This window comes from Trichococcus sp. K1Tr (assembly GCF_028309625.1).
Classification (GTDB): domain Bacteria; phylum Bacillota; class Bacilli; order Lactobacillales; family Aerococcaceae; genus Trichococcus.
The window spans coordinates 1-23,159 of the sequence record NZ_JAQMHR010000007.1 but is presented as its reverse complement, the minus strand read 5'-3'; the positions used below and the strand labels follow the sequence as shown (position 1 = coordinate 23,159).

Sequence of the window (23,159 nt, the reverse complement as noted above, 5' to 3'; positions counted from 1 at the left end):
CATTTAACAAGACGAGAAGGGATCGATTGCATATGTTCATGACACCGGTATTAGGGATGGATTTCACGGAGGACAAGAAAGGGGTCGTCATTCATTTTGTTGAAGACGACGCAGTGGCAGAGGAGTATCTGTTCGAAACGACGGATGAGGCGTCCGTATTTTTCAGGAGCTGCCAAAACTTGTGCGCTGAGGTCAAAGAGGAACCGCTAGAGGTCCAATATGCCATCATCAGAGAGTTTTTGGATCTGGATATCGGTAAATTCAACTACGAACGCGCTTATTATTGATGGGAATCACAAAAGAAGGCCAGTCCCGGTATGATTCGGGGCTGGCCTTCTTTTGTGGCGTCGGAATCGATGCGCAGTTCCGGCGAGGGTCATGTTCGCCGGAGGACACCGGTATTAATCGGCCTCACATTCGGCGAAGCATGCCTCATCGGAGCACGCACCCGAAAATGTGGCCCGAACTTCGGCGAAGCCTGCGTTCACCGGAGAAAAGATTTTAATGCCCATGCAACGATATCTGCGGAAGCAACAGGGGATTCGGATTCTCTGCATTTATTGCGATTTCCGGTATCTTTCAGTATTGGCGCACCTTCAGTTGCTGGCCGATCAAGATCAGATCGCCCGACAGCTGGTTCAGCTGCTTCAGCGTAGCCGGTGTCGTTCCGTATTTGCGCGACAAGCCCCAGAGCGTTTCGCCTTTCACGACGCGGTGCAGCAGGAATGTGCCTGGCGCGCTCGCAAAGGGAGGCAGCGCGGATAGGCCGGCTTCGATATCCTGACGGAACCGGGTCTGCGATATACCCCAACTCGCTAGGTAGCCATCCGGATCGGTATGGTTGGTCCCGCCGACATTTTTCGAAACCCAGGAATGGGTTTTGATGCCTCTGTCCTGCACGCTCGCTCCGCTGTTCAGCGTGCAGGGGATTCCTGCTTCCAACGCCAATTTTTGCAGCAGCCAGACATAGGCTTTGTAGTCCTGTTCAAAGATGGAGCGATTGTTCGTCCGTGCCAGCTCGACTTGAGCATAGGCATAACCGTTCGCTTTCGGGCCGACACCCCATTGGACTTTACCGGTGTTGGCGATCTGGATTATTTTTCCGCCTCCGCCGACCCAATGGGAAACAAAGGCGTTTTGCCAGTTGCACTGCATGTAGCTGACTTCGTTCTCGAGGCTGTTGCGGCCGACGTTGTTTGGGTTGCCGGACTCGTGGGCGATGATCAGGTTGCTTGCGGAGAGCGGGTTTTGGTAGATGGCAAAGATGCGTTTTTCGATTGTGTAGTTCATGCTGTTCCTCCTCTAATTTGTAAAATAGCCGCCCGGAATCGCATCCGGGCGGCTGTTTATTGTTGATGAATACTTAAGTTGTCCAGCAGTCCAAGCGGCTTGTACTGCTTTTCTAATTTTTATTCGGCTTCGGCGATCAGGTCAGTGATGGTGCGTTCCACGTAGCGGGCGCTGTTGACTGCAGTGAAGGGGTTGATGCCTTTCACTTCGAACGCGTTCAGACCGATGATGGCATCCATTGCCGGCTGCAGTTCAGCCGATGTCAAACCGCTTTTCGGGTTCTTGACACTCAAGTTGCGGGTTTTCCCGTCGGCCGTCAAAAATTTCAATTCCAAGGTTACTGTTGTCGTCATGTTCATTTCCTCCTAGATGTCTGATGGGTAGTGATTATCGAGCTGCTTTCGGTTGGCTTAGGCGATGGAGTAGCGGTTCTTTTCGACAACGACTGCGTAGGCAGCGGGCAGGTCGACGAGACCGGATACGGCTGTTTGGAAGGATTGGACCTGTTCAGCTGTGACGCCTGGTTTCAGGTTCGCGAATGACTGTTTAACTTCCTTCTCGTTTGCAAAATCATTGAAATAAAGCTCGATGTTTCCTTCTTCGTATTGTTTCACCATTTGGCATTCCTCCGTTTTCTTTTCTAGTAAGTGTCATGACTGCTTACACCTATAACGACGAAGGGGGACAGGTGATGTGTAACCCCATCTATCAGCCCTTCAGAAAAGTGCTGGCTTTGGTTTGGATGTGGCGTCTTCTTTTGTAGATCGTTTTGCGCGAAATCTTTTGTTTTTTGGCGATTTCGGTGATGTTCAGTCCTTCCAACGCGTCCCGCAGATAGGCATTCTCCTCAGTTGTAAGACAGGCGCAAAGGCGTTGCAGCAGATCTTCCTGCTCCAGTTGGTCTTCAAACGACGCTGCGTTGGGGATTTCCTCCAGCTCCTCTTCGGAAAGGTAGGCTTCGCGGCTTTCTTTTTTCCGGTCCTTGCGGATTTGGTCCAGGAAGGTCCAATGGATTTTTTGTTTGGCATAGCTGACGAACAGAAAACTGTTCTCGGTTGCGAGCGCGTCCTTCAGGCAAGTTTCGTACGTGTCAAAAAGGGTGATCAGCCCTAATTGGTAGAAGTCGTCGTAGTCGTTGTGGTCCGGATACCGATTGATTTTTTTCAGACAATGATGGATGACACCCGCGTACAGCTCGCTCAATAGGGTGGCGGCTTCATCGGTGCAGATTCTTTTTTTCATATTCATGGTTTTGCCTCCGTAATGTAGTGGATGGCGTGATGCAGGGAAAGTTCCCTGTGCATGCTCATCACGGCCCGGCAAGCTTGCTGATGCCATATTAGCGGTCTGGAGGCGGAAGGGTCAAAACAGCAAATACGGCAAAAAATATGACAAAACCAAAGACAATCAAACATTTGCATACAAATTTTCCGAATACGCGACAAAATGTAAGCGTTCTTATATCATTCTGACGCAAAGTAGTATATATTTTTGTTAAACATTCCTATTTGGGGGGATTTTATGGAAAATAAGGCAAATAAAAAATCAGGGAAGGGACCGAATCAGAAAGTGGCCCAACAATCGAACGAAAAATCCGGTAAGCCAATTGTCAGGAAATCAGCGGCAGAAGTACTAGCTGAGCAACGCTTGAATGATTTGGGGGCAACCAAAGATGTGGGGAAAATACTCGATCCGGCAACATTGGATGCGATCATGTCGCATTTCCGCACATCGCTGGAAGAATCTTTTGCGCATAAAAGCCAGAAGAAGGAGGAGGTAGCACCATTCCTTGTCCTGCTTGATCCGGAAAGTATCCAGACCTATCTGGAAAAGGCCTGGGATCTGGACCGGTTTGTGTTGGACAACAGTTTTCTCTACCTGCTCAGCCTGGACCCCAAACTGCACCGGACCGATTTTCGTACGCTCATCTTCTTCAAGGACGGTCGCCTCATCAAGACGCGCGAAAGCAGCAACAATGTGATGCGTTCGTTTTTTGAATTGATCGGGTTCAGTTATGATTTCATTCGGGGAATCTCGACGCGAGTCAACGGAAAAGAGGGCCATTGCGTGCCTTATATTCTCGGGAGATACAGTTTTTTGCCGTTGAGCGGACCGACCCGCAGGCAGAGTTCGTGGGTCAACCTTTCGAAGGTGCAGCATTATCGGGCTCTGAAAGGGGAAAAAGGGGTGGAAATCCATTGTGAAAATCAGCATGTTTTCCAGCTTCCGGTGCGCCCGCAATTTTTTGTCGATAAGGTCAAACAGGCTGGCCAGACTATCCATCGCCAAGAGCATCTTTTACGCAATGTTTTAAAGAATTTCGATTATGTCGACGGAAGGAAAACGGAGCGTGAGAATAATCTGTTGGGGAATGCTTTTCATGCGCACACCGATCGGATTTCGCTGATTTCGATGGAAGATTACATCCGGATTTTTCAATTTTCCTTTGCAGAGACGGCTTTGAAGCATCCTTCGTTGCGTGACAATCCAGTGACGGACGAAGCGCTGCACCTCTTGAGGGAGAATCTTTACGACGATTTGCCTCATCTCAGGAACGCTAGTCGCTAGCCGCCCACACGGATTGAGGAAACGCACACTTATGAAAAAGGCTATCATTTGTGATTCAGGTGGAAGTATTTTACAATGAATGCAAAGAACTAATCATCAGTAATGGGAGGAATCGAAATGGACAAGAGAATCGAAGGTACCTTTGCTAATCAGGAAATGGTGATCGATGAAATCACGCATTTGATCAAGCATGAGGGCTATGCACCGGAGCAATTGCTGGTCATCACCCGCAACGGCAAGAGCAATTTCATCACGGAGGAGACGGCGGTGCAGGTCATCATAACCGGAGAAGACCGCGAGGAAGATTCCTTATGGGACAAGATCGTAAAATTCTTTACAGTTGATTTGGACGAAGAAGAGGAAGAAGCGATTTTCGAACGCTACGGCATTGATGAGGATACGTACGAACGGTTTGAGGATGCGTTGGATGACGGGGAATTATTGCTGCTGATCGACGATGCGGCTCCGATCAATGATGAGCATGCTGAATTTCTTGTGCGTGATGGCATTTTGCCTGACGAAAAAATCGTCCCTGCGGCAGTAACAGCTGCCACTGCCACGAAACCGGATTGGACAGCTGCCGACAGCGAAGAAGTCGGCGATGTGCCGGCCCATTCCATCGAAGCTGAGAAAAAACTGGAAGTCACCGAAGCTGAAGTTGCGGCGCCGACTCAACCAGCCGATTTGACCGACGACATCACCGGCCAACCGATCGAAGCGGAAACGGTGGCGGATCCTGCGATGGCGGAAGAGAGTCACCATTTACCTGAAATGCAGTTCGACAAAGACGCTTCCCTTCCAGAAGTGGATGAAGAGAAGGAACAGTTTTCCAAAGACCCATTCGGAGGCGACACGGTCGTTGCTGAAGCCGGCGAGGACGCGGAAGACATCGAACCTGATTATGACGAGACGGACAAATCAAAACCGGCTCTGTGATTGATGAAAACACCAAAGGCTGCCTCGAAAAAAAGAGGCAGCCTTTGGTGTTTTTGGCGGGCGGAGACTGATTGGATGAATAAACCATCTTTAAATGTGCTACAAACGCCAAAAAGATGAATAAAAAAGAGTAATTCATCTTTTTGCGTATGTAGAGTCCTGAAAAGCTGGATTGTTGAGAGTTATTCATTTTTTTGGGCACATTGGAGTCCGGAAAGATGGATAAACGTGAGTTATCCATCATCGCATGCCTGAACGGTCAAGTCGGCCTGAGCCATCACCGGCCCAAATAAAGATTTCGAACATACGTTTTGTTCCTTTTGTGTTTTGCATGTATAATAGCAAGTGAGATTCGCCGAAAGGAAGTAGAACATGGATCATACCGAAGAGCAGGCTGGAAAATTGCCTGTCGTAACAAAAATAACCGTCCAGAAAAAACGCAAGGACCGCTTCAATGTCTTTATCGACGGGGAGTACTCCTTTCCGATATCGGAAGCCGTGCTCATCAAGGTCGGCTTGCACAAAGGCATGACGCTCACGAAAGAACGCAGCGCCGAAATCGAGAAGGAAAATTACGACTATATGGCTTACACGACAGCCGTCAATTATCTGTCCTACAGTCTGCGCAGCGAGAAAGAGGTCCGCAAAAAACTGTATGACGAAGAAATCAGCCCGGACGCGATCGAACGTGCGCTGACGCGGCTGGTGGATCAGAATTACGTCAATGATCGCAGTTATGGCGAAAGCTATACGCGCACGGCGGCGAACCTGAATCTGAAGGGGCCACAGCTGATCGCGAATGAACTGAAAGGGAAGGGCTTGTCGGAAGAAGATATCGCCTTTTCCCTGAAACAATATCCACATGAGCTGCAGCTGGAAAATGCCCAAACGATCGCCGAAAAGCAACTCCGCAAACAAAGCCGGGTCTCTTCGCATGAAGCGGCATCCAAAATCCGCCTCCATCTGCATCAGAAAGGCTACCCTTCCGACATCGTCCTGGAAGTCATGGGAGAGATCGAAACGGAAAAAGAGGAAGAGGACGAAATGGCCGCACTGCGCATGCAGGGGGACAAGCTTTGGCGCCGTTATGAGCGCAAAGCGAAGGGCCGTGAGCTGCAGCAAAAAGTGAGATCGGGCCTTTACCAAAAAGGGTACCAGGGGGATATGATCTCCGCCTATATCGAAGAAAAGGAACAGGAAACAGAATAATGACAAATTCGGAACACGAAAAAATATTCAAAGCAGCCGGCATCGAAATGTGGCCGGCCGAAAAGATAAATGCTTTCCGCAAAGCCTTGTTGGATTGGTACGAAAAAGAGAAACGCGACTTGCCTTGGCGCCGCACGAGCGATCCCTACAGCATCTGGGTGTCGGAAATCATGCTGCAACAGACGCGGGTGGACACAGTGATCCCATATTACCACAATTTCCTGGATAAATTCCCGGACATCGCAGCGTTGGCGACAGCGCCTGAAGACGCGATACTGAAAGCTTGGGAAGGGCTCGGTTATTATTCCCGCGTCAAGAACATGCAGAAAGCAGCACAACAGATCGTCGCCGAATACGGCGGTGTTTTCCCGGAAGATCCGCAGGAAATCGCGAAGCTGAAGGGAATCGGTCCGTATACGGCAGGAGCCGTTTCCAGCATCGCCTTCCAGATCCCAGAGCCGGCAGTCGACGGCAACGTCATGCGGGTCATGAGCCGATTGTTCGAAATCGATGCCGACGTCGCCAAACCAGCCAGCCGGAAAATTTTCGAAGCAATCGTGCGCGAACTGATCGATCCGGAGCGTCCGGGCGACTTCAACCAAGCCTTGATGGATTTGGGCTCGAGCATCTGTTCGCCGCTGAATCCGCAGCCTGAGATCAGCCCGATCAAGGCATTCAATGCAGCCTACCAAAACGGAACGATGCACCTTTATCCGGTCAAAAGCAAAGCGAAAAGACCGGTGCCGATGAACTTGCAGGGCGTCATCCTGCAGAACAAAGAGAAGCAGTTTCTTTTGGAGAAGCGTCCGAACAGCGGCCTGTTGGCGGATTTTTGGACCTTTCCGTTGATCCAGCTCGACCTCGATGCGCTTCCGGAATCGGTGGATGCAACCCTAGAACCGGCAATCATCCAGACGGAATTGCTGGTCGCGGAGGATTCCCCGCAGCTGACAGAAGCAGCAAGGAAGGCCGACAAAAAGCTGCCATCCTTTAACCAGCTCGAGGCCCAGCTTTCAGCGGCTGTGGCTGAGAAATACGGCTTGAAGCCCGTGTGGCTGAAGTCGGAAACCGGATCGGTCAATCATGTCTTCAGTCACATCAAATGGCACATCACCGGTTATTACGGACGCGTGTTGACGAACGATGGCAGCCAATTGCCCGAACAATGCCGTTGGGTCAGCGAAAATGATTTTGCCGATTATGCCTTCCCGGTGCCACAGCAAAAAATGTGGCAACAATTCCAGCAACAAACCCGAAAAGAATTTGGTCTATAATAGCTAAAGTTTCGCAATCTATTTCCATTTTATGATATACTGTTCAATGAACTGAAAGTTGAGAGTTCCGCCGAAATGATTTCCGGCGAGGGCTCAAATAGTTGAAGAAAGTTGGGCACCGTGATGCATAACCCTCGGGAGGGAGAATTCATCACCATAAAGAGTTATAAGCATGACGGCAGCCTGCATCGAACGTGGCGTGACACCATGGTATTAAAAACTAGTGACCAATCCATAATCGGCTGTAATGATCACACCTTAGTAACGGAAGCAGATGGGCGTCGTTGGGTCACCAGAGAGCCTGCATTGTTGTATTACCATAAACATTATTGGTTCAACATCGTCACCATGATCCGCCAAAAGGGTGTCTCCTACTATTGCAATCTGGCATCGCCTTATGTGATTGACCAGGAAGCACTGAAGTACATCGATTATGACCTGGACATTAAAGTTTTTCCTGATGGTGAAAAACGTTTGCTTGATGTAGATGAGTATGAATTGCATCGCAATCGCATGAATTACCCAAAAGAGATCGATCATATCCTGAAAGAGAACGTAAAGATTTTGGTGAGCTGGATCAACGAAGAAAAAGGTCCATTTTCCAAAGAATACGTCGACTTATGGTATGAGCGGTACTGTCAGCTGTCGCATAATCAGCAAAACTCGTGATGAATCCAAATTATAAAAAACCAGTCGAGCTTCATGATCGGCTGGTTTTTTATCGAAATATACGCTTATACAAAAAAATATCGTGCAATAATACCACCGTTATATTAAGATAATTATATCTGTAATATAGAGTCAATATTTGTAATATCATTAAAATATTGGAGGAGTCAGAATGAAAAAAAGGGAAATAGTACTAGTTTCCATCATGGGTATCCTTACGATTGCGATTGTTCTTTTTGGATATAAATATGCTGCCGGGGAAAAAGATGCTTTATTGAACGAAGTGGAAAAACAGACGGAAACTGTTTCCGAAACGGTTTCCTCCCAGGAGTCGACAGTCGCAGAGAGCGACACATCCGAAGCTTATTCACAGTTCTTGGCCGCTTTTTCCGAGAACAGAAGCAACACGACGGTTGTTGATTATCTGCAATATGTTCATCACCATACGAAAGAAGTCAATGTCGCCTTCTTCGGGGATGTCGCAGCAGACGCGGCTTGGACCAAGTCTGCTATCGCCGCAATCCAAGCCGATTATCCGCTCGAGAATCTGACGACATCATTCTTCAGCCATCCGTCCGACAGCAGCTCGGTCTTTCTGAGCAGCCAGTACGTTCAGGAAATGGTCGCCATCAATCCGGATGTGATTTTTTACACCATCCCGACGAAGACCGATCAGGTGGTTGACATCAGTTTGGTCGATTCTACGCAAAACATCTACGCGATATATGATGAAATCAGAGCGGCTTTACCTGATGCGCTAATCGTATTGGTGACCCCGCCACCTGCAGAAGCAAAAATGTCTGATTGGAATTCACGCACTTTAGATTATCAGAACTACACTAATAATCTGATTTCAGAAAACGCTGTGTTCACGGTTCCTTTATTCGATCTCCATGCGGATTTTCTTGCTGAGCTGTCGAATCGCAGCGAAGTGCTGGCCACCTTCACTGATACAGCCGGATTGGAATTGAATGAAGCCGGACAGCAACTTTACGGTGAAATGTTCGCGAACAGCCTGCTGACAAAAATGATCGATACGACGGCGGGCTTGTATGTGGAAGGCGAGAAACCTGACTACACGCCGATTGCACCGAACTTAGTCGTTCCTGAAATGCCTGTCGCAGAAATCGAAGAGACTGTCAGCGAAGAGACTGTATACGAGGAGCCGGTTTATGAGGAGTCAACCTATGTTGCGCCGACCTACGTTGCACCAACATATGTAGCACCAACATATGTAGCACCTACATATGTTGAACCGACATACGTTGAACCGACATACGTAGAACCGGTTACCGAAGAGCCTGTTCCCAGCATGGATACTTCATCATCGACTTCAGAAACTCCAACGGTAGATTCAGCTTCATAGAATTATTTTTTTACGATGACATGAATACGAGATGTTCTCATTAAATTCTCACATGAAAAAGTCTGCGTTAACCGGTTTGTCCGGTAAATACGGGCTTTTTTAATACTTTTTTCGGATTTCTGCTCACGGAAAAGCAGATAAGTTTACCGTTCTTAATCCATGCTTCACAAAGTACTGGTTTATGGATAACACAAAAACATTTTTGTTTTTACTTCTTAAGACATGCTTTGAAATATTGATATTATTGCGTTTCTATTGTATAATTATGGCGTAATAAAAAGATGTAAGCGTTTTTATAAAAGGGGTTCTGTGTAGGTCCAAAACTTTGTATTTCACAAATATGCAGACAAATTTGGAGACCGCCGCACGACAGCCATCCGCATAAACGCAATTTCATCAGAAAAGAGATTTTTCGGAGGTAATGTCATGTACATACAAGTTGATGAACGGAAACGGACTGACGTTCTATCGACTACTTATTATCAATATAACTTAGATAATTTAGATGATCGACTAGAGCAATTTGTACAGTCGCCTGTTTTTGATAAAAAGTATTCATTTGATGGGGAATTGGGAGCACTCTATACACCACAGCGAACTATTCTGCGGCTATGGGCTCCGACTGCGCTCAGCGTAGAAGTAATCGTTTATGAAAGTCTGTATCGCAAAGAGAAGAAAAGACACACGATGGGGAACGGTGGAAGAGGGACTCACGAACTCATTATGATTGGGGACTATGCGGGCACTGCCTACAAATACGCCATTACTTTTCCGGATGGCAAAGTTGTTGAAACAGTCGATCCTTATAGCTATGCGACCACCGCAAACGGAGAACGCTCCGTCATTATGGATGCAGTAAACACGAATCCAAAAAGATGGGGAGCCCGATTGGAGCCGATCGCTTCACCAGTCGACGCCATTATTTATGAATTACATATTCGTGACTTCACGATTTCCCCAACAAGCGGGATTGCAAACAAAGGCAAATTCCTTGGAGTGGTCGAGCAAGGTACCTTATCTGCGGATGGCGACAAGACCGGGCTGGATTATCTTAAAGAGTTGGGCGTAACGCATGTCCAGTTTTTGCCGATGGCCGATTTTTCCACAGTCAATGAGATGAAACCGTTGGAACAATACAACTGGGGCTATGATCCGCAGAACTTCAATGTTCCGGAAGGATCCTATGCCACCAATCCCTATCAACCGGAAGTTCGGATCCTGGAAATGAAAGAAATGATCCAAGGATTGCACGATGCGGGAATCCGTGTCATCATGGACGTCGTTTACAATCACGTCTATTTACCGAAACTGCATGCTTTGGAAAAAACTGTGCCAGGCTATTATTTCCGGAAAAATGCTGATGGAACGCTCTCCAATGGGACGGGTGTCGGTAACGATACCGCCTCGGAGCGTTATATGATGCGCAAATACATCATCGACAGCATCACGTATTGGGCGAAGAACTTCCATCTGGACGGATTCCGCTTTGATCTCATGGGAATCCATGATATCGAAACGATGAATGAAATCCGTGTCGCTTTGGATGCAATTGATCCTTCCATCATTATGCTCGGTGAAGGGTGGAATCTGAACACCAATCTGCCTCCTTCCGAAAAGGCTGTCCAACAGAATGCGGACCGCATGCCCGGTGTGGCTCATTTCAATGATGCGTTGCGCGAAGCAATCAAAGGTTCCGACTTCAACAGCGGGAACGATACTGGGTTTGTCACCGGCAAACCGTTCATGGAAGGTTGGGTAGCGACCAATCTGCAGGGCGGAGCGTATTATCCCGCTAGTCGAGGAAACTACAAGACTCCGGCTCAGATAGTGCAATATGTGGAGGCGCACGACAATCTGACGCTTTATGACAAATTGAAGATTTCAATGCCGTGGGATGAGGAAGATTCCCGTATGCGGCGTCATCTTTTGGCAACCAGCTTCGTTTTGTTGAGCCAAGGCATTCCGTTCATTCATGCAGGGCAAGAGTTTATGCGCACAAAGAACGGGCTTGAGAACAGCTACAATGCGCCGGATTCGATCAACCGCATGGATTGGCACCGCCGTTTCGAGATGAAACAGGCTGTGGATTACATGAAAGGCTTGATTGCATTGCGCAAACGGGAGCCGTTATTCCGTTTGCAGACCATTGATGATGTCAAAGGGCACATGAACATACTCAAAGCCGATTATCAGATCGTCGTCTATCAGTTGGAGGACACGGAAAAGTTATACTACGTCATTTTCAATGGCCAGACGAATGCCATCGATTTTGATGTCGAAGCCGGAGACTATCGGGTGTTGATCGAAGACGGCAAAGCGAACTTGGATGAACCGAGAATAGTCGAAGGACTTTCCCGCATCCGGGTGGAATACCTCTCCGTTACAGTGCTTGTAAAAAATAAATGATGGTAGTCCGGGCGGTCGTCTCATTTGAGGCGACCGTTTTTGGTATGAAAGAACGATCCGGAGCTGTCCTCCGGCCAATGGAGGGTTGGTCGGAGGACAGCGGTCGAATCCGCGCCTAACTCCGGTTGCCGGATTCTGGCAGGAGAAGAGCCGCCGAATGCTTGACTAGCTCCTGCCAAGGCTTGCGCCGCCGGAGTTAGCGGACCCAAGCGACAGCTTGATTGCCGTTCTTTGCGGCATTTTCCATTCGGACTGATGCAAGATTGTCACATTCCGAAGCATTTTTTGGTACAATGGACAGAGAATGATGTTGAATGATAAAGATGAGGTGGGGTATACAGATGATAAAAATGATAGCGATCGATATCGATGGCACGTTGGTCAATGAACAGAAAGTAATGACGCAAAAAGTGAAAGAGACGATCCAAGAGGCAATGCGCCGCGGCATCAAAATCGTACTTTGCACCGGCCGTCCGCCTGCGGGCATCAAGCCGTATGCCGATGAGTTGGGCTTCGGGGAACATGAGGACTATATTATTGCACAGAATGGCGCCTACATTCTGCGTGCGGACACGGACGAAACGGTCTACAAAAAAACGTTGACGCTTGCTGAAGTGCAGGAAATTTACGAGTTCGGAAAAGGTTTTTCTGTTGGGACACTGTTGGTTGGCGAGCACCATTATTACAGCTTGGAAGATGAAGTGACGGAATCGATGCAGAAGGATGCCACCCTCGTCAACATGGACATCAGTGTATTGGATCCCACAGCGGTAAGCGAAGAGATGGGTTTGATGAAGATCCTTTACATCGGCGAACCGAATGAGGTGGACGTCATCGATTCGGCCATTCCCGACAAGATGCGTGATGACTTCTATATCGTCCGTAGCCAGGATTTCCTTATGGAAGTAATGGAGAAGAGCTCGAATAAGGGCACCGCGTTGTCTAAATTGGCGCATCATTTGGGTATCGAGATGGAGGAAGTAATGGCGTTGGGCGACGGCGAGAACGATTATGAAATGATCCAAGTTGCCGGTCTGGGTGTCGTGATGTCCAACGGAACCGATAATCTGAAGAGCATCGCGAATGAAATTACCTTATCCAACGAAGAAGACGGCGTGGCCCATGCTATCGAGAATTGGGCTTTCCAAAGCTAGACCCAAAAATGTTTCCGGAATATATAAAAGAGGCGCGCCATCGACCAGAAATTATTCTTGGTCGATGGCGCGCCTCTTTTTGCAGATCCTGAAAAGCGGAATAGGCAGGTCAGTGGATGATGTCTTCGATATTTTTTATGTTCTTGGATATATTGCCCGGAGTCGCTTTGTAGCTGCGGACCAGTTTGTTGAAGTGAACCAGATCGTCTTCGTAGGCCAGGATGGCACTCATCAGATGGATGATGCCGTAGCTTTCGGAACTGCTGTATTTGCCGAAATCACTTTCTTCCTGGGCGCGCTGGAAAAAGACGTCCATCATTTCATGACGCTGGGCCTTATCGGCTTCAAAGAAATTGACTTGATTAGCCCGAACGCGTCCACTGAATTTTAGCATGATCTGTTCATGCCCACTCATCAGCGTTTCCAAACGTTCGCGGATCATGATGCGCATTTCGGCTGGGAACTGATAGAACACATTTTCGTAATCGTGCAGAACTTCCAGAACGTGGAAGGCGGAGCGCGTCGTTTGGATCATTTTGCGGTAGACGACCAGCATTTTTTTGTTCTGGTATTTATTTTTTTTGTTGAACAAGCCGCTTTCAGTCAAATACTGATAGAGATTGTCCATTTTTTTGAGCTGCGTGCGCGCCCATTTCAGATCGTTGTTCATGATGGAGTACTCGGTGTTCTTGCGCAAACCGGCACGGATCCAAATCAGAAACTCGGTAGTGGCATAATCCACAGTGTGGTACAAGCGTTCATCGTATCGCGGTGGGGCGACGAATGTATTGACCAAAAAGGCAATGATGACGCCGATGAATGTTTCCAATACGCGGTAGGTGGCACTTAACATCAAATTGTCATCCGTGCCCACCATGATGACGATCAATGTCACGATTGACAGCCCGATCACGTCTTCGAGCTTGAGGGAATTCAGGATGGCGATCAACAGCATCACCGAAATGCCGAGGAGATAGATGTTATATCCCAGCGTCATGACAACGAAAACGGCCACCAAGCCACCGATTGTATTGGCCATGATTCGGCTCTTCAGGTTGGTATAGGAACGGCCAAGCGAAGGCTGGGTGGAATAGATGGCTGCAATACCTGCGATGACGCCTCCTCCTTCGAATCGGAAGTATTGGGCGACGATCATTGATAATGCGACGGCGAGACCCGTTTTAAAGGTGCGGGCGCCAAGTTTCATAAGTTTCAGCTCCATGTCAATAATTTGTGTAGATGACTAATAATAGCATTTCAAGTTAAGAATATACCAATCCGGGGCCGGTGTAAAGATTGGATGAAAGTATCCTAAGCCAAGTGTTGCCTTGCATCCGCTATCATCAGCGGCGAGATAATAAAAAGTAAGCATTTTTTGTGAATGTTAGAGGCTTATGTATTGCTATTTTCGGCAAATCGATATATGATGAATTCAGCTAAATGTAAATTATAATGACTATCATATACAAGTGATTCCAGAAGAGGGGGGATACACCATGCACCGTACAGTCGTAAATGATTCAATCGAAAAAATGAAAAATGCAAATATCCGGATTACACCGCAACGTTACGCTATTTTGGAATATTTGGTCGAGTCCAAGATGCATCCGACTGCGGATGACATCTACAAAGCGTTGGCCGATCGCTTTCCGAATATGAGCGCAGCCACTGTTTACAACAATTTGAGACTTTTTGTAAAAATTGGTTTTGTGAAGGAATTGGCTTATGGAGATGCTTCAAGCCGATTTGACTTCAGCAATACGCAGCATTATCACGCCATCTGCGAAAGTTGCGGAAAAATCGTCGATCTTTATTATCCTGTATTGGATGATGTAGAGATGGTCGCCGAGAATTTGACTGGTTTCCAAGTCAGCCATCACCGCATGGAAGTCTACGGCATCTGTCCTGAGTGCCAGGAAAAAGGGGTCCAAAAAGAAGACATCGATGACGGAGCCGAAGCTGCCGGGCATCACCACCATCATTAACAATTGTACAGCTGAGAGCTCTTACTCCGATATTGTGGGGTAGAGCTTTTTTCATATCACAAACGAACCCCCTGAGCGAGTGAGCGGCTCAGGGGGTTCGTTTTGGTTAGATTCAGTTTTCTTTCGGTTTGCTCATGGCGATGGATTTGTCGATGGTTGTTTGGACTGCCGAAATGACAGCGGATCGGAACCCATTTTTTTCCAATTCCGCAACGGCTTCGATTGTCGTTCCACCCGGGGAGCAGACCATATCTTTCAGTTCACCTGGATGTTTGCCTGTTTCCAGCACCATTTTTGCGGAACCAAGGACTGCCTGTGCCGCAAATTTGTAGGCTTGTTGGCGAGGCATGCCGCCGCGGACGGCGCCATCGGCCAAAGATTCGATGAACATGAAGACTAAGGCCGGAGATGAACCGCTGACGCCTGTCACCGCATCCATCATGTATTCCGCAACCATTTCGCTGCGACCGAAGCTGTCAAAGATGTTTTTGACGTCCGTCAGCTCCGCTACGTTCACTACTTCGTTGGCGCAAATGCCGGTCATGCCTTCGCCGACCAAAGCAGGTGTGTTCGGCATGGCGCGGACTACTTTCACCTTGCGGCCGAAGCGCTCTTCGATGTCGCTTAAGCTTTTGCCGGCTGCGATCGTTACGATGACGACATTTTCTTTGATGGCTGTTTTGATTTCATCGATGACGATGTGGTAGATATTCGGTTTGACTGCCAAAAAAAGGATGTCCGCTTCGGCTGCCGCCTGTCTGTTGTCGGCCGCGATGCGGATGCCGTGTTGTTCCTTCAAGGCTTGCAGGCTTTCGTTGTCTTGGCTGGATACGATGACTTGGTTTGGTGCAACAAGCGCAGAACCGACAAGCCCGCCGATGATGGCTCCGCCCATGTTCCCGCTGCCGATGAATCCGATTGTTTTTTTCATGGATGAGGACTCCTTTTGGATGATGAGTAAGTTAGTTTAAATGCTTTAACTTCATCATTATACCAAGGAAATGGGGAAATCGTACAGAAAATGATGGAATGCTGCAAAGTATGGGCATCATCACATCCTGTGATTTGTTTTTATTAGGCCTTTTGGGTAAGCTTAAGGTAAGTATTGTTCCAACGAATAATGATGGCTAGCTTCACGGGTTAGCCCTTCGGAAAAAGGATAAAGGAACCTCTTGTCTCTGCGAGCCAAGACATACTGTTCGACTAACCTGCTGACGCAGGAAGTCTCTCAGCAATTGCGCTCTACGATGCTCATTCAGGGCCAGATTTCCTAAAATTCTTTCAGGGCTGGGCGAACCCGTTCCGCTTTTCACATCATAAAAGTGAGGTTTTTGGTATGGGTAATGTGCGTGAGTGGTGGCATGGATTGATTGTGTATCAAGTGTATCCGATGAGTTTTCAGGATTCCAACGGGGATGGTGTCGGGGATATCCGCGGCGTCATCAACCGTTTGGATTATATTCAAAATTTGGGCGTCAATATGATTTGGCTGAATCCGATTTTCAAATCGCCGAAAGTCGATAATGGGTATGATATTTCCGACTTCCTCGAAATTGATCCGATTTTCGGGACGATGGCTGAAATTGAAGAGCTGATCCTCGAGGCGCATAAACGCGGCATTAAAGTCATCTTCGATTTTGTGATGAACCACACTTCGGAACAGCATCCGTGGTTCCAGGAGGCCTTAAAGGGGAAAGACAATCCGTACCGCGATTATTATATTTGGGCGGACGGCAAAAACGGCGGGCAGGATCTGCCGAACAATTGGGAATCCTTTTTCACCGGGACTGTTTGGGAAAAGGAACCATCCGGTGACCAATATTATTTCCATCTGTTTGCGAAGGAAATGCCCGATCTGAATTGGGCCAATCCGGAAGTGCGGCGCGCGATGGTCGACATCGCCTTTTTCTGGCTTGACAAGGGAGTCGACGGTTTCCGTTTGGATGCTTTCATCCATCTGCAAAAGGAAGAAGGCTTTCCGGATGTGGAAGGGCTGGTTGAAGGGGAAATCGGACTGGCCGAGAACTATTACGCCAATCTGCCGAAAATCAATGAATACATGAAATTCTTCACCTCGACTTTGCGGGAACGCTATCCGGACACGTTCATCGTCGGGGAAGCAGCCTCGGCCACCGTCGAGCTGGCGCGTTCCTATACGGATCCCGTTGCCGGGGGCTGCGATACGGTCATCACTTTCCGTTATTTCACGATGGATGAAAAGTCGAAAGACCCGCGCCTTTCCTCAAATATGCAGAAGACGAAGCTGCTGTACGGTGCCTTCAAGAAAAATCTGCAGGAGTGGCAGAGAGTCATGGCGGATGTCGGCGGTCCGACGCTCTATTGGAACAACCACGATATGGCTCGGGTCGTTTCCCGGATCGGGGACGACACGGTCTACCGCGATAACAGCGCGAAAATGCTGGCGGCTCTGATGTATCTTCAGAAGGGCATCCCGTTCATCCTCAACGGAGAAGAACTTGGGATGAAGAACCTTTACCTGAATGACATCAAAAATTTCCATTCACCGGAAGCGCAAACGTTCTATAAGGATGCCTTGGCATTGGGGTACAGCGAAGAGGCGGTCCTCTACAATCTGCGGGAAAGTTCCAAAGACGCCAGCCGCGGTGCGATGCAATGGTATCAGTCAGCTTTTGCCGGTTTTTCGACGGTTACCCCGTGGAGCGGCGTCAACGTCGAGCCGGATTATAACGTAGCCGCGGAAGAAGCCAATTTCGACAGTATATTGCATTTTTACCGGAAAGTATTGGATCTGAAGAAGACGGATCTGTTCGTCGAAGGGGACTATCATCTTTGGGACACGCACGATGATTTCTTTGTCTATGAGCGCGTGATGGACAAAGAGGTCGGCCTGGTCATCTGCAACGTCACGGACCAACCGAGGGAATTTGTGCTTCCACGTTTGGAACAGCACGGTTACCGCCAGATTCTGTTGCAGAATGAAGGGAACAGGCTGGAAGGGGAAACTTTGTACTTGGCGCCTTACGGTGTGACCGTTTTCCAGACTGTTTACAATAGTTAGATTTGTAAAGGGGGATTCTTATGGCAAAAGATACACGCTTGAATTTACGAAATGAAATCATCTATTGCATTTATGTCCGTAACCATACGCCTGAAGGGACTTTTGCTGCCATCATCCCGGACTTGCAACGGATAAAGGGGCTGGGTACGGACACCATCTGGTTCATGCCAATCCATCCCATCGGCGAAAAGAAGCGCAAAGGGGTGGAAGGCAGTCCTTATGCCATCAAAGACTACCGCTCCGTCAATCCTGCCTACGGGACGATGGAAGACTTCAAAGCACTGGCTGCCGCGATCCATGAATTGGGCATGAAGGTGATGATTGATGTGGTGTACAACCACACATCGCCGGATTCCCAGCTTGTCGAACAGCATCCGGAATGGTTCTATCGCCGACCGAACGGCGAAATGGGCAATAAAGTCGGCGAGTGGTACGACATCGTCGACTTGGATTACAGTCATCCGGCTTTGTGGGATTATCAGATCGAAACCTTGAAGCAATGGGCTTCCATTGTCGACGGTTTCCGCTGCGATGTGGCGAGCCTCGTGCCGTTGGAATTTTGGATTCGGGCCAGAAAAGAAGTCGCTGAAGTCAAAGAGGGTGTCGTCTGGTTGGCCGAGTCGGTCCATCCGACTTTTCTGAGGATGAATCGGGACCGCGGAAATATCGGCCACTCCGACAGTGAATTGTATGAAGCGTTCGATATCACCTACGACTATGATGTGCATGATTTTCAGCAAGATTACTTCTGGGGAGAAATCAGCCTCAAAAACTATTTGGATGTCCTTCTGTTCCAGGATGGCATCTATCCCGTGAATTACGTCAAACTGCGTTTCCTGGAGAACCATGATCATCCGCGCATCCGTTCGGAAATCGAGGAGCTCGGCAGGTTGCGGAATTGGACGGCCTTTACCTATTTCCAGAAAGGGACCTTGCTGCTCTTCGGCGGACAGGAGACCGCGACGGCACATCTGCCGGATCTGTTCGAAAAAGATCCGATTTTGTGGAACCATGAGGAAGACCTGACGCCCTTACTGCAGCGGCTGCAACGTTTCAAAAGGGAAGCGTCCGTTCGGGACGGGAGTTATGACCTGACGGCAGCCACCGAATCGGAGACGGTCATCGGCTATTACCGGCTTGGGAATGAAAGGCTGACAGGTATTTTCTGTCTGGACGGGAAAGCGGCCAAGGTTGCCGTTGATTTGCCGGATGGCAGCTATCGCAATCTGTTGGATGACAAGGAATATCAAATCAGGGAAGGTTTGTTGGAAACTCGCAGCCTGCCGATATTGTTCAAGAGCTACGGCGAAGCGCTGCTGACCGAAGTTTGAGTTCACAGAGGGAAATATTCGAATCAGATTGAAAATATAGCAGCACTAACCGTGATTGCGCTTGCAATAGAGTGGTCAGAATTGGGATAATAAAGTCATCAAAACAATCGTTCTTATGCGGGCTCCGCCAAGGACCGGCATCTGATTTCGGAAAGAGGGAACGTTCATGAAAAGACTGTTTGATATCGATCCATGGAAATTAAAGACGGCCGAGTTGGATAAAGAAGAGAAGCGGCTGCAGGAAAGCCTGACCGCGATCGGCAACAGCTATATGGGGATGCGCGGCAATTTCGAGGAAGGCTACTCAGGCGACACCCATGAAGGGACCTACTTGGCGGGTGTCTGGTATCCCGACAAAACACGTGTGGGTTGGTGGAAGAACGGCTACCCGGAATATTTCGGGAAAGTCATCAACGCCATGAACTTCATTGCTGTCGGCATCCTCATCGATGGCGAACCGCTTGATTTGGCGAAGCAACCCGTCGCGTATTTTCACATGGAATTGGACATGTATCGCGGCGTATTGAACCGCAGCTTCATTTGGAAAAGTGAGGGCGATACTGCGGAAATCAAGTTCACTTTTGAACGCTTCGTCAGCATCTCGCAGAAGGAACTTTGCCTCGTGCGGGTCATGGCAGAAGTATTGAAAGGTTCCGCTGATTTGGAATTCCATCCGCGTCTGGACGGGAACGTCACGAATGAGGATGCGAATTACGAGGAAATGTTCTGGGAAGAAGCGGGGCGTACCTTGGATGCACCAGTCAGCCTGAGCGCCAAAACGATTCCGAATCCGTTTGGGATCGAGCAGTTCACGGTCACTGCAGCGATGAGCAACCGTGTTTCTGGATTAGGACAAACCGGCAGCAACGAAAGCGGCCTTTTAGTAGAAGAAACTTTTTCAGGACTCGTTTCCGCGGGCGAAAAGGTCGTTTTGGACAAGTATGTCGCTGTCATCACCAGCCGGGACATTCCGGATGCTGAGCAGGCGTTCATCGCCAAAAAGATGTCCAGTGAAGCAGCTGGGGAAGGCTATGACATGCTTATCGCCGCGCATGAACGTGCTTGGGAAGCGAGATGGGCGAAGGCGGACGTGAAAATAATGGGCGAAGACGAAGCGCAGCAAGGGATCCGCTTCAACCTTTTCCAATTGTTTTCTACCTATTATGGAGAAGATGAACGCTTGAACATCGGTCCGAAAGGCTTCACCGGCGAGAAATACGGCGGCGCCACCTATTGGGATACGGAGGCATACATGGTGCCGATGTACCTTTCCGTGGCCGAACCGAAAGTCACCCGCCAGTTGTTGCGCTACCGTCATCAGCAGTTGCCGGGTGCTTTCCACAACGCACGCCAGCAGGGGCTGAAAGGCGCTTTGTATCCGATGGTGACCTTCAACGGAATCGAATGCCACAACGAATGGGAAATAACTTTTGAGGAAATCCACCGCAACGGGGCGATAGCGCATGCCATCTACAACTACACGAACTACACGGGGGATGAAAGCTACCTAGTGGAAACGGGAATCGATGTCCTTATCGGTATTTCCCGTTTCTGGGCGGATCGGGTCCATTTTTCCAAACGCAATCAAAAATACATGATCCATGGCGTGACTGGCCCGAATGAGTACGAAAACAACGTAAGCAACAATTACCACACCAATAATATGGCGACGTGGACGCTGCAGTACACGCTGGATGCACTTGAAAAAGTGTCCCCCAAGAAATGGGCAGAGCATGGCCTGACGAAATCGGAAACGGACCACTGGAAAGATATCATTGCCCGGATGTATTATCCGTATGATGAAGAACTCGGCGTTTTCGTCCAGCATGACACGTTCCTTGACAAAGACCTTCGTCCTGCCGATACGTTGGATCCGAGCGAAAGGCCTTTGAATCAGCACTGGTCATGGGATAAAATCCTGCGATCTCCGTTCATCAAACAGTCCGATGTGTTGCAGAGCATCTATTTCCTGAATGATCGGTACAGCATGGAAGAAAAGAGACGCAATTTTGATTTCTATGAACCGATGACTGTGCACGAATCATCCTTGTCGCCTTCCGTACATGCCGTTCTGGCTGCGGAACTCGGCAAAGAAGAAAAAGCGGTCGAATTGTATGCGCGCACCGCAAGGCTCGATCTGGACAACTACAACAATGATACGGATGACGGGCTTCACATCACTTCGATGAGCGGTGCCTGGTTGGCTATCGTCCAAGGCTTTGCCGGAATGCGCGTGAAAGAGGGTGTCCTACATTTCAAACCATTCGTTCCCGAAAATTGGCAAGGCTATGATTTCAAAATCAATTTCCGGGGTAGTTTGCTTGATGTGGAAGTAATCGGGGGAGAAGTGACACTTACCGTTGAGGAAGGGCCGGAGCTTGACGTTTACTTAAATGATGAATTGGTGCAAGTGAATGAAGCTGTCGTCGTCAAGATGAAGCTGTGATCGAATTGGGGGCTGCTGGGAGGCGGCCCTTATTTGCGTTCTATCATCGCTGAAGAGCCGTACTGCCATGAAAGTGTATGGGTGTTTCGAATCGAAGCTGAGGATAGTCTGCGGGGATGCAGAAGCTAGCATTGTAGCCATAAAGTCAGTCGGAAACTTGGAGGAAAACATAAAAAAAAATTCAAATAATTTAAAAAAATGGGAAACATTTACTTGCAAAGCAAGCGCTTTCGTGTTATTATTACAGTGTAAAGAAGGAAGGGTATATAACTCGAAAGGGTTGTATAAAATGAATTCTTTACATAGAACCAATTGAAGTTCTTGCATCTTATGGTTTTAATTTCATTCATGATCGAGTAGAGACTTTAAGTATAGACCCGAAAAATCTAGAAAAGATTCAACATGACAGATTGAATGAAAAAAGTAACGTAGCAGCAGAAAAGATTTAGATTAGCTTGAAAAACTATGAAAAATTGATTTAACCTGTGAAGTTAAAACCGTAATAGAATGGATAAAGGTTCAGAAGTGAGAAACATTTTAGGCGAGTAAACTTAAAATGTTATCTCGAAGAAGATTCGTGTTTAAATGTGAGTGGCGAGATGCCCCGTTTAAATGTTTGATGAATCTTCAGTACTACAACTTCATATTGTGGCCATGTTCCTCATTCAGTGGAAAAGAAGTCCGGAAGTTTGTAAGACTCACATGAACGAAGATCATGTCAAAGAACATTAACTTTAAATACCAACGGATACATTGTTGGTAGATAAATTAACAGGAACTAGTGCTACAAGCATGAAGTGAGGCAACCTCGTAATTTGAGGTTGCCTCTTTGATTTTCTCGCGTTGCTTCAGCAGTATTTTTGGGAAATTTAGCATATGCAGCCTTATATTTGAAGAAATAATCGGGTTTCCCATAAAATGACGGACCCATAGTAATGCTGATGCACTGGTGTTGACAAGGCTTACATTTTTGTGGTAAAGTTTAGTTCCTCGGTAATCCGATGCGTTTTATTCTGAAATCTGTTTGACACAGGTTTGAAATGATGATAGTATTATGAAGTTGTCTTTTGTAAGGCAGCGGCAAGATAAGAATCATTGTTGACAGCAAGATAAAACGATGTTATCATATGAAAGTTGCTGATTCATCCAACGAAACAGTTTGAAATTTAATTTTAAAAACTGTTGACAAGATGCGGTGACCGTGATAATATGAATAAGCTATCACGTAACGAGTGATACACGATTGACCTTTGAAAACTGAATAAAGAATGAACGAACCAAATGTGCAAGGAGCTTAGACTTCGGTCGAAGCAAACGAAGACGATACTTTTGTATCGCAAACATAAAGTCAGCAAAACATTAAGAGCAATCAGCTTAACGTGTAGGATTTCTGTACAAGAGTCCACATTTACATGAGAGTTTGATCCTGGCTCAGGACGAACGCTGGCGGCGTGCCTAATACATGCAAGTCGAACGGTCTTTTCT

Annotated in this window: 19 protein-coding genes and 1 rRNA gene; 14 read left to right on the top strand and 6 right to left on the bottom strand. The window is 47.9% G+C overall.

The window, feature by feature from the left end; translation table 11 throughout:
* Nucleotides 1-32 precede the first annotated feature (32 nt).
* Complete coding sequence (locus tag PH235_RS11025; protein ID WP_272162390.1) at nt 33-287, top strand: hypothetical protein; 255 nt, start codon at nt 33-35, stop codon at nt 285-287.
* 292 nt (nt 288-579) lie between these two features.
* Here PH235_RS11025 and PH235_RS11020 read toward each other — a convergent pair whose 3' ends face one another.
* From PH235_RS11020 to PH235_RS11005, 4 genes are all read right to left on the bottom strand, one after another.
* Entirely contained in the window at nt 580-1,290 is a 711-nt protein-coding gene (locus tag PH235_RS11020) for a LysM peptidoglycan-binding domain-containing protein (RefSeq protein WP_272162389.1), read from the bottom strand.
* A 119-nt stretch (nt 1,291-1,409) separates the two neighbouring features.
* Nucleotides 1,410-1,643 carry a DUF2922 domain-containing protein gene (locus PH235_RS11015; protein WP_068622645.1) on the bottom strand — a complete coding sequence of 78 codons (234 nt, stop codon included), beginning with the start codon at nt 1,641-1,643 and terminating at the stop codon, nt 1,410-1,412.
* A gap of 57 nt (nt 1,644-1,700) precedes the next feature.
* Nucleotides 1,701-1,907 carry a DUF1659 domain-containing protein gene (locus PH235_RS11010; RefSeq protein ID WP_086629677.1) on the bottom strand — a complete coding sequence of 69 codons (207 nt, stop codon included), beginning with the start codon at nt 1,905-1,907 and terminating at the stop codon, nt 1,701-1,703.
* A gap of 91 nt (nt 1,908-1,998) precedes the next feature.
* On the bottom strand, nt 1,999-2,538 hold the full coding sequence (locus PH235_RS11005; protein WP_272162388.1) for a sigma-70 family RNA polymerase sigma factor: 540 nt from the start codon (nt 2,536-2,538) through the stop codon (nt 1,999-2,001).
* A 273-nt stretch (nt 2,539-2,811) separates the two neighbouring features.
* Here PH235_RS11005 and PH235_RS11000 point away from each other — a divergent pair, with 273 nt between their 5' ends.
* The 8 genes from PH235_RS11000 to PH235_RS10965 all read left to right on the top strand — a co-directional run bounded on the left by PH235_RS11000 (nt 2,812) and on the right by PH235_RS10965 (nt 12,872).
* Nucleotides 2,812-3,858, top strand: a complete 1,047-nt coding sequence (locus PH235_RS11000) for a competence protein ComK (RefSeq protein WP_272162387.1) — start codon at nt 2,812-2,814, stop codon at nt 3,856-3,858.
* A gap of 117 nt (nt 3,859-3,975) precedes the next feature.
* Complete coding sequence (locus tag PH235_RS10995; protein WP_272162386.1) at nt 3,976-4,794, top strand: general stress protein; 819 nt, start codon at nt 3,976-3,978, stop codon at nt 4,792-4,794.
* 372 nt (nt 4,795-5,166) lie between these two features.
* The gene (gene recX / locus PH235_RS10990; RefSeq protein WP_272162385.1) at nt 5,167-6,003 is read left to right on the top strand and encodes a recombination regulator RecX; all 837 of its coding nucleotides are present in this window, start codon (nt 5,167-5,169) and stop codon (nt 6,001-6,003) included.
* A complete protein-coding gene (mutY, locus tag PH235_RS10985) occupies nt 6,003-7,277 on the top strand; it encodes an A/G-specific adenine glycosylase (protein WP_272162384.1) in 1,275 nt (424 codons plus the stop codon). The genes recX and mutY overlap by 1 nt, the downstream gene beginning before the upstream one ends.
* A gap of 123 nt (nt 7,278-7,400) precedes the next feature.
* Complete coding sequence (gene ntdP / locus PH235_RS10980; protein WP_068561041.1) at nt 7,401-7,946, top strand: nucleoside tri-diphosphate phosphatase; 546 nt, start codon at nt 7,401-7,403, stop codon at nt 7,944-7,946.
* A gap of 172 nt (nt 7,947-8,118) precedes the next feature.
* Entirely contained in the window at nt 8,119-9,312 is a 1,194-nt protein-coding gene (locus tag PH235_RS10975) for an SGNH/GDSL hydrolase family protein (protein ID WP_272162383.1), read from the top strand.
* A 426-nt stretch (nt 9,313-9,738) separates the two neighbouring features.
* The gene (pulA, locus tag PH235_RS10970) at nt 9,739-11,718 is read left to right on the top strand and encodes a type I pullulanase (RefSeq protein WP_272162382.1); all 1,980 of its coding nucleotides are present in this window, start codon (nt 9,739-9,741) and stop codon (nt 11,716-11,718) included.
* A gap of 341 nt (nt 11,719-12,059) precedes the next feature.
* Nucleotides 12,060-12,872 (top strand): Cof-type HAD-IIB family hydrolase, encoded by an 813-nt coding sequence (locus PH235_RS10965; protein ID WP_272162381.1) that lies wholly within the window; start codon nt 12,060-12,062, stop codon nt 12,870-12,872.
* 109 nt (nt 12,873-12,981) lie between these two features.
* On the opposite strand, the gene PH235_RS10960 is transcribed toward PH235_RS10965, so the two are convergent.
* The gene (locus PH235_RS10960) at nt 12,982-14,079 is read right to left on the bottom strand and encodes an FUSC family protein (RefSeq protein ID WP_272162380.1); all 1,098 of its coding nucleotides are present in this window, start codon (nt 14,077-14,079) and stop codon (nt 12,982-12,984) included.
* Between the two features lie 289 nt (nt 14,080-14,368).
* Here PH235_RS10960 and perR point away from each other — a divergent pair, with 289 nt between their 5' ends.
* Nucleotides 14,369-14,857, top strand: a complete 489-nt coding sequence (gene perR / locus PH235_RS10955; protein ID WP_106451011.1) for a peroxide-responsive transcriptional repressor PerR — start codon at nt 14,369-14,371, stop codon at nt 14,855-14,857.
* A gap of 112 nt (nt 14,858-14,969) precedes the next feature.
* On the opposite strand, the gene proC is transcribed toward perR, so the two are convergent.
* On the bottom strand, nt 14,970-15,788 hold the full coding sequence (gene proC, locus PH235_RS10950; protein WP_272162379.1) for a pyrroline-5-carboxylate reductase: 819 nt from the start codon (nt 15,786-15,788) through the stop codon (nt 14,970-14,972).
* Between the two features lie 405 nt (nt 15,789-16,193).
* On the opposite strand from proC, the gene PH235_RS10945 reads away from it, so the two are divergent.
* From PH235_RS10945 to PH235_RS10930, 4 genes are all read left to right on the top strand, one after another.
* The gene (locus tag PH235_RS10945; protein ID WP_272162378.1) at nt 16,194-17,897 is read left to right on the top strand and encodes a glycoside hydrolase family 13 protein; all 1,704 of its coding nucleotides are present in this window, start codon (nt 16,194-16,196) and stop codon (nt 17,895-17,897) included.
* Between the two features lie 20 nt (nt 17,898-17,917).
* Complete coding sequence (locus PH235_RS10940; RefSeq protein ID WP_272162377.1) at nt 17,918-19,228, top strand: alpha-amylase family glycosyl hydrolase; 1,311 nt, start codon at nt 17,918-17,920, stop codon at nt 19,226-19,228.
* Between the two features lie 166 nt (nt 19,229-19,394).
* Nucleotides 19,395-21,674, top strand: coding sequence for a glycoside hydrolase family 65 protein (locus tag PH235_RS10935; protein ID WP_272162376.1), 2,280 nt, complete (start codon nt 19,395-19,397; stop codon nt 21,672-21,674).
* 1,408 nt (nt 21,675-23,082) lie between these two features.
* Nucleotides 23,083-23,159 (top strand): 16S ribosomal RNA (locus tag PH235_RS10930); the annotation flags it as partial.